The sequence below is a fragment of the Haloferax sp. s1 genome (assembly GCF_058382125.1).
In genome coordinates this window covers 7,823-15,774 of the sequence record NZ_JBZRPK010000689.1, presented here as the reverse complement: position 1 = coordinate 15,774, position 7,952 = coordinate 7,823, and the positions used below count along the sequence as shown (strand labels likewise).

Annotated in this window: 6 protein-coding genes and 1 pseudogene; 1 reads left to right on the top strand and 6 read right to left on the bottom strand. The window is 60.8% G+C overall.

What is annotated here, in order from left to right; translation table 11 throughout:
- On the bottom strand, nucleotides 1-1,973 hold a 1,973-nt coding region (locus tag QT222_RS17875; RefSeq protein ID WP_491477955.1), incomplete at its 3' end, for a DUF7997 domain-containing protein.
- Nucleotides 1,974-2,206: 233 nt separating this feature from the next.
- Here QT222_RS17875 and QT222_RS17870 point away from each other — a divergent pair.
- Complete coding sequence (locus QT222_RS17870; protein ID WP_491477954.1) at nucleotides 2,207-3,256, top strand: TrmB family transcriptional regulator; 1,050 nt, start codon at nucleotides 2,207-2,209, stop codon at nucleotides 3,254-3,256.
- A gap of 37 nt (nucleotides 3,257-3,293) precedes the next feature.
- Here the strand turns inward: QT222_RS17870 and QT222_RS17865 are convergent, their stop codons facing one another.
- From QT222_RS17865 to QT222_RS17845, 5 genes and pseudogenes are all read right to left on the bottom strand, one after another.
- Nucleotides 3,294-4,055 carry a geranylgeranylglyceryl/heptaprenylglyceryl phosphate synthase gene (locus QT222_RS17865; RefSeq protein ID WP_004057782.1) on the bottom strand — a complete coding sequence of 254 codons (762 nt, stop codon included), beginning with the start codon at nucleotides 4,053-4,055 and terminating at the stop codon, nucleotides 3,294-3,296.
- A gap of 118 nt (nucleotides 4,056-4,173) precedes the next feature.
- Nucleotides 4,174-5,115, bottom strand: a complete 942-nt coding sequence (locus QT222_RS17860; protein WP_491477953.1) for an NADP-dependent oxidoreductase — start codon at nucleotides 5,113-5,115, stop codon at nucleotides 4,174-4,176.
- A gap of 40 nt (nucleotides 5,116-5,155) precedes the next feature.
- Nucleotides 5,156-5,755: an NADPH-dependent FMN reductase gene (locus tag QT222_RS17855; protein ID WP_004057778.1), complete on the bottom strand. Its 600-nt coding sequence runs from the start codon at nucleotides 5,753-5,755 to the stop codon at nucleotides 5,156-5,158.
- A 434-nt stretch (nucleotides 5,756-6,189) separates the two neighbouring features.
- Entirely contained in the window at nucleotides 6,190-7,164 is a 975-nt protein-coding gene (locus QT222_RS17850) for a hypothetical protein (RefSeq protein WP_491477952.1), read from the bottom strand.
- Nucleotides 7,165-7,422: 258 nt separating this feature from the next.
- Nucleotides 7,423-7,830: pseudogene (locus QT222_RS17845) on the bottom strand (serine/threonine-protein kinase RIO2); the annotation flags it as partial.
- Between the last annotated feature and the right edge of the window lie 122 nt (nucleotides 7,831-7,952).

Here is a 7,952-nt window from a genome sequence, read left to right as displayed (position 1 = left end):
AGCGTCGCCAACCGAAGCGCGTGCGGCCAGCCGAGCGGGGTCGCGCTGTCGGGCGTTCCGTCGTCGAAGAACTGCTCTGCGAGATAGCCATTCTCGGTGCTGAGCGGGCCGTCCGGTAGGACGAGGTCGAGAAGCGATTGTCCTTTCTCGACGAAGGCCGCGCTTCGGTCGTCGTCGTGGGCCGCGAGCAGTCCGGCGAGTTCGATGCCAGCGTTCGCGCCCCACGCGGTCGAGACGGTCCAAATCTTCTCCGAGGACTGTTCGCGCATCCGCCAGTCGTCACCTTCGAAGCGGACGAGTCCCTTTACGTCGCTCTCGTCGGGGTCGTGCCAGAGACCGTCGAAGACGGATTCGACGTGGGCGACGAGGCGGTCGAGGCGGTCGTCGCCGACAGGTTCGAGTTGGTCGTAGGTCCGATGGGCGGACACGAGCGCAAGGGCAGCAGAATCGTAGCGGTCGTCCAGTTCGCCGTCTTCGAGGCGGAGCGCGTAGCACTCGCGGTCGTCGCTCCACAGGCGGTCGACACCGTCGTAGACTTGGCGTGCGCGGTCGGCGGCGCGGTCTGTCAGGTCGTCGTCGAGGTCGGACAGGGCGAGCGCGGCGTACGCTTCGAGGAACGTCGCGGTGGTGTGGCTGAACCGACCGGTCATGTTCTCCCACGCGTTCTGGCAGTTGACCGGGAGACCGTCGTCGTCGAGGGTCTCGTCGAGGCTGTCGAGGGCGAGCGAGAGCGTCTCTTCGATGTCGGCGCGGAGGTCGGCGTCGTCGCAGTGGCCGTAGTAGGTCACGAGGAAGGCGATGACGCTCCCCGTCTGGTCAGCCTGGTAATCGGCATCGTCGCCCGATTCGAGGCGGGCGTTAGCCCATCCGGGCGCGAGCGACCCGTCGAACGGCCAGACGCGGTGGGGCCACGAGCCATCCGCGCGCTGGGTACGGCAGTAGGCGCGCGCACTTCGCTCGTGCCACGCATCGAGGCCGAGACCGAGTTTCTCGTCGGACTCGAAGAGGAATTTCGAGATTTCGGCGTCGTCGCGGAACCACGTGTAGCCGTAACCGCCGGAGTAGGCGTAGTACGGGTCGAAATCGGGACCGGCGATGCGGAGGCCGAGCGACCCGGAAAGAAGCGAGAGCACGCGAATATCGTCGCGCATCGCGCCCGCCTCGTCGTGGTCGGGAACCGTCCCCTCAACCTGTTCGGCGGCGCGGGCGCGCAGGTCGTCGTGGCCGAGCGTTACGAGGTCGCGCACGGTATCGAGCGCGTCTTTTCGACTCGTCTCGGTGTCGTCAGTGAGGAGGTGGCCGACAGTGGCCGACCCGCCCGCAAAGGGGACGGTCCCGACGACTGCGCCGCTCAGTTGGCCCTCTTCGTATCGGTCGTCGGAGAGAGGCCGTGGAAGTTCGACCTCGCCCTCGGAGAGTAATTCGTCGAACTGCTCGGGAATGCGGCCTTCGACGTGCTCGAACGCTGGGTCCGACGCGAGGAAGTCGTGTTCTTCGGCGTGGTACGTCTCGACGGCATCACCATGGTATAGCTGGCCAACGAGCGTGTCGCGGCCGTCCGGTTGGAAGTGGACGAACGAGACGAGTTCGACGTCGGCATCGGTCTCGAATCGCGTCACGTGAGCGTCGTCGACGGTGAGGTCGTACTGGGTGACGTCGCCGTAGGTCGTCTCGTGTTCGGTGACGACGAGCGCGCCGTCGTCGGTGTAGGACTGCGTTGCGCTGTCGTCGAACCAAACGATATCGGCACCGTCGCCCTCGCCGGTCGGTCGAATTCCGAACCGCGAGCGTTCGATACCCCAGAGACCCGAAATCGGATAGCCGAAATCACGGAGCGACCCGTCGGTTTCGACGTGAACCAGTCGCTCGCCGAGTCCCGAAAACAGGCCACTCGTCGTTCGTCTCTCGCCCGGAAAGCGAGTCGGGTGTTCTGCGTGCCGTTTGTAGTCGGCCAGGGCATCGCGTAATTGCATTGTTGAGTCGTGGGTTCCCCGCAGATAATAATCTTGGTGTAATGTTCCTTCACACTTTCAGAACGCGTCGGCGGATATCTATTGTCGTCCCCTGACGTGTGACATGAACTATCCCGACTCGCTCCGAGTCGCAGCAGTCGGACGAACCGTCGAAGCGCCATCTCCGCCGTGGGCGTGCTTCGAACCGCTTCCGAGTCGAGTGATTAAGTACCGTGGTCGATGACAATCTGACCATGGACGACCGGGAACTCGCCGACCTTCTCGAGCAGTTCGGACTCTCAGAGAAGGTCGTCGACACGTATCTGACGCTCCTCGAACTCGGGGAGGCGAAGGCGAGCCAAATCGCCGACGCGGCAGGTGTCTCCAAGCGCTACGTCTACAGTGTGAGCAACGAACTCGAAGAGCGAGGTTTCGTGGAGGTTAACGACCACGTCGTTCCGACGACGATTCGTCCTCTGCCGCCGCTCGAAGTCATCGAGTCGCTTTCCGAGAGCGTCGAGTCGATGCGGCCAGCGCTCGAAGAGCGATACACGGCCACCGCCCGTGACGAAGACCGATTCGAGGTCATCAAATCACGGGTGACGGTACTCAAGCGCATCGCCGAACTCATCGAACGGGCGGAGTCCGAAATCACGCTGTCGCTCCCCTACGACGTGCTCGACGAAGTCGCCGACGAGTTACGCACCGCCCGCAAGCGGGGCGTTCTCATTTCGCTCGTCGTCAGCGGTGTCGAACCGCACGACGACCTCGAGGTCGACGGGGTGGCGTCGCTCGTGCGCGTCTGGCACGAACCGATGCCGATGATGCTTACCGTCGACGCGCGGACCGGCCTCATCGCACCCGGCGAGATGGTCGCTCGGTCGAATTCCGAGTCGCAGGCAATCGTCTTTGCCCAACCCCACCTCGGCCCAGTCATCGTCGGTTCGTTCTTCGGTAACTACTGGCCGATGGCCGCCGAGGCCTACACGGTCGAACCGGACCCGCTTCCGACGACGTACCACAACTTCCGCCACGCCGTCTTGCAGGCCGCGCTCTGCCGCCGTGCCGGTATCGACCTGACTGTGACTGTCTCTGGGCGGATGGTCCACACCAGCGGTCCGACCGAACTCCACGGCCGCGTCGTGGACATCCGACAGGGACTGCTCGAACCCGCGAACAACTCGTTCCCGGTCGAAAACGCGCTCGTCGTCGAGACAGAAGACGGAACGTACAGCGTCGGCGGCCCCGGCGCGTTCGTCGAGGACTTCGAAGCCGATACGGTTCGGTTCGAGTCTGTAGAGTAATCTCGGCTCCCCCGCCGAGAGATGGCTACGACCAGAGTCAGGGAATCGTCTGCAGATACTGCTCGGGGTCGTCGTGGAAACAGTCGCCGACGACGATGGCGTCGGCACCGGCGTCGAGAATCTCTCTGGTCTGTCGATTGCTCCGGATGCCGCCACCGTAGAGTAACGCCGTCTCGTCGAGGTATTTTGCCGCCGCTTCCACGTCTTCGGGACCGCCGTAGACGCCGGAGTATTCGATATAAAAGATAGGGAAACCGTAGAAGGATTCGGTCGCCAGCGCTGCACCCGCAACTTCGTCGGGACTGTAGCGTTTGTCAACCCCGGAGACAGTGGCCGCCTTCGAATCGAGGTTCTGAATCACGTAACCCTCGCCTAGTATCTTCTCCGCGGCCGACGCGATGGCATCGCGCCCTCGTGAGGCGATGACGTCGCCGACGATTGGGAGTCCGGTTCCGACCACCTCTTCGGGCTTGCTCCCGACTTCGGTGAAGAAATCTACGTGCTTTGCGACGAAATTGTCGCGGTCGCCGTTGTAGACGGCAGGGACGGAGAGATAATCGACGGCATCCATCGTCTCCGACGAGACGTGGTCCGAGCCGTAGGGTTCCTGAAACACCGGGAGGTCCGGAAACTGATTTTGAACTCGTTCAATCGCGTCGAGTGAATTCTCCTGCGTTACGCCGTCAGAGCCCCCGACGATGACTAAGTCCGTCTGGGAAAGAATCTCCAGGTCCTGCGGTAACGGTTCCGCCGGATCGACTTTTGTGATGTGTGTGATATCGTTCCAATCAAGGGACATAATGTCGGGTTGGCAAACGTGAGTCTTGATTCCTCCGGAGTTTCGAGGGTGGTACTCTCATTTTTAACGCAGTAATATTCTGCCCATCCGGGTCTCATCCGGAGATTCCTCGCAGACCTCAAATCTCCAAGACGAGTTTACCGCGGACGTGCCCGCGTTGGCTTTCCCTCTGGGCAGCGCGAGCTTCCGAAAGCGGCCACACGTCGCTGACTGTCACCTGAACTTGGCCGTCCTCAAGCAGGGTTCGTACCTCAGAAAGCGTCGTTGTGTCCGGTTCGACGCTGAACCAGTGAACTGTCGCGTCCCGGTCGGCACGAGTTTTCTCGATGATGTCTTCCGACGGTGGTTCCGGGAGCGTGACGAGGCGGCCACCGCGCTTCAGGACCGAAATCGACCGTTCGAGTGTGTCGCCGCCGACTGCGTCGAGGACGACGTCAACGTCGTGAACCTCATCTTCGAACTGCTGTTCCCGGTAGTCGACGAACTCGTCGACACCGAGACCCTTAAGAAACTCCTCGTTCCGTCCGGATGCGGTTCCGATGACGTGTGCTCCGACGTGGTTCGCGAATTGAACCGCCATGTGGCCGACGCCACCCGCAGCAGCGTGGATGAGCACCCGCTCGCCAGCCTGTAACTCACCTTCCTCGAAGAGTGCGTGCCAGGCTGTTAGTGCAACCATCGGGACCGCCGCAGCCTCTCGGTGGGAGAGCGTTTCCGGTTTCAGAATAACGTCCTCCACCGGGGCTGTCGCGTACTCGGCGTACGTGTTTCCGGGGTCGGGCATTCGAACGAGTCCGAACACCTCGTCGCCGACTTCGAACGCCGAACGATCGGCCCCGACCGCCTCGACGACACCCGAGAGGTCCCAGCCGGGAATGTACGGAAGCGACGGGGCGAGCGCGTCGTCGACGTAGCCTTCTCGAACCATCCAGTCGATTGGGTTCACCCCGGCAGCGCGAACCCGGACGAGTAACTCGTCGTCGTCGGGTTCTGGTCGGGGAACCTGTTCGAGACGCAAGACATCCTCGTTACCGTACTCGTGGACGCGAATAGCGTCCATCTCACCCCCGGGTGACCGAGTACCGTCTGCGGTGGAATGGTTAGTCATTTTGCGCCCCCGCCACTGTCCGCTCGTTTCGTTGCTCGACTAGTTCCGGGTATCGAGGCATGCCCGCATACCGGGCAAGTTCACGCCCCAAACGGGCGGTTCGTTCCGACAACTCCTGATCTCGGATACCCGCTTCGGTAACCATCGTGTGCGAGTTGGGGATTGCGACCTCCGTCGGAAGCGTCCATGCGTTGAGTGTCCGACAGACCGTCCGGAGATGAACAAGTGCGGTCCCCGGGAACTGTCCCGCAGCCACTTCTAGCAATCCGACAACCGTCTCGGAAAACTCGTCGCGGCCACAGTAATCGAGTGCGTTCTTCAGCACGCCCGAATACGACCCGTGGTAGTTAGGCGTCCCGAGGACGATGCTGTCCGCGTTGCTGACGGTCTCTTGGAGTCGTTGCGAATCCGGCACGTCGGAATCGACAGCGTTCAGCGCCGGTAACTCGTAGTCGCGTAAATCAACGAGTTCTGTCGAGGCTCCTGCGTCGTTTGCGGCCGTGAGTACTTCTCTGAGGGCGATTCGTGTCTTGCTTTGGTCGCGAAGGCTTCCGCAGAGGGCGACAACGTGCGGTTCGCTCGGATGCTGCATTACGACTCATTACGATGCCTTGTCACTAAAGGAGTAGCTGAAATGATATTTTGTAAGCTGCGCTTCCAAACGCGATTTTTGGAAACTATATGATACTTGGGGCTACGTTGTGGCTCACTCCGGTACTATGGATGTCTGGGAGGCGAGCCCTCGTCTTCTCACCGGGGGAATACGGATGTTCGTTCGTCCACCGGTTGTGTCGTGACGTTGTCCAGTTGAACGTGCCACTAACCCTGTTCACAACCGGACTCAGTGTGCCGGAAAACACTAAGGCTCGTGCGACCGGTGTGGAAGGAAAGCGGCTACGGGTTCGACGTGGACAAACAAGTGGAGGTTACCGCTGGTCAATGACAACGTAACCGAAGAGAACATAGACCGACTCGATACGACGACCGCGACTGTGGACGAAACGACGACAGACGCCGTCAAGTGGTTCAGTTTTGTGAAGACGATTCGTTCGTTGTATTCGTATCTACCTCACACCCCATTTGGGTCGAGACTGTACTTGCTGAAAGTTCTCCTTCGGAGTCGATGACTGCTCGCGTCGAGGACTGGTTACAGTCGAAGTTTTCGGGAGTAATCTGTTCAGTCACAATCGTCTCTGTTTCGAAAACGCCCATCGAGAGGGAATATGTCCCGCTCTCGCTGAGGGTGAGAAGCACCGTTCCGTTGGGTTCGACCGTGTAGATACCATCGAATTGCGTTGTTGAGTCTCTCTCGACAAGCAATTGGGTCGTCCACGTCTCGTCTGAAGGGTTCCGGAGGAGGAGACTGTGGATGCCCTTCCCCGTGTCTGCGGGAACTGGGTCGTCGCCGAGTGTGTGTGAGGCAGATTCATCGGTAGCAACGTGTTCGGTGACGACGCCCGGGCATGCCATACGCGTCGAGATTCCCACCGAGTCGAGCGTACCGTCACCCTGTATGCTAATTGTCGTTTTAGTCATATTACAGGTGAACTGGCCGGGGTCGATGGTGACCTCTTCAGTTGCATCCAGCGCAGGAACTGCCATGCGAGCGGTATACGTGTCGAGATCCGTGAGCGAAGCAGCGATAGTCGCATTCGGTTCGAGTTCCACCGATTCGTCGAGAACAGTCTCACCGGACTGTAGAATCGTCACTGTTCCTTGATGCGTCTCGTCTGTCGGATTCGAAAATGCGACGTAGTGGGGTCTCCGAAGGTCACGCTCTTCGAGCGACCCAGTCCCGAGGGTTCGTTCAACGGTATTTCCGGTTTCGATGAGCGTACGTTCTGGCATTTGGTCTGTCCCCGTCTGCGGTTCGTCAGGCGTTGAGGTGGCTGTTTCAGTATCCGATTCGGACGACCCATTCGAAGTTGCTTGTGAGGTGCATCCTGCTGCTGCGGTTGTCAAGCTGAGGCCAGCCGTTGCCAGAAACGTTCTACGTTTCATACTCGATGATAGTGAGAGGGGATGTTTGCGATATCCCAGACTCAAAGACGTCTTTGAGCCCCGACTAGCTACTCACCTCGATTGAAACTGTGATTGCACCGATAGTGTGAAATAGATAACACATCAAGACCACCGTCGAACTTGGAACGTCTGTATCCCAATTCTATATCGTACTATCTGGTTTATCTCTGGAGGACTGTGATCCAGTAGCAACTACCGAGAACAAACCGAAGACTGCGAGAAGTGGGAAAGCCGGCGTCAGGCACTAAAATCGCCCACGTGTTCGAACTCGTTGTGGGCGATAGCGTCGGACAGCGCGTCGATATCCACGTCGTCGGGCATCTCTGCGGGGTACTTGCGTCGGAAGTAGCCAACGATGTTCTCCACGTCGCGCGCGAGGAGTTCACGAGCGTTGTCGTGGTCGGTCGGGACCGCCTGTGGCCAGTCGAAGATGGTGATTCCCTGCTCGCCGACGGCGACGTTGTACTCCGACATGTCCGCGTGGACGAGCCCGGCTTCGTACGCCGAGGCCATCTCGTCGAGAATCAACCCGAGAACGCCCGTCACCTGTTCGGATTCGAGTCGGGACTTCCCGAGTTCGACGCCGTCGAGTTTCGACATGACGATGGCGTGGCGGTTGTGGTCCCCGGGGGGGGGGGGCGGCACCCTCGGGGGGGGGGGTTCCCCCGCCTCGCTCCTCCGCTTCGGCGCCCTGCGGGGGGGGGGGGGGCCCCCGGGAGCGGGGGGGTCGGGGGGGTCGGGCCGCCCCCGGCCGGCCCCCCCGGAGG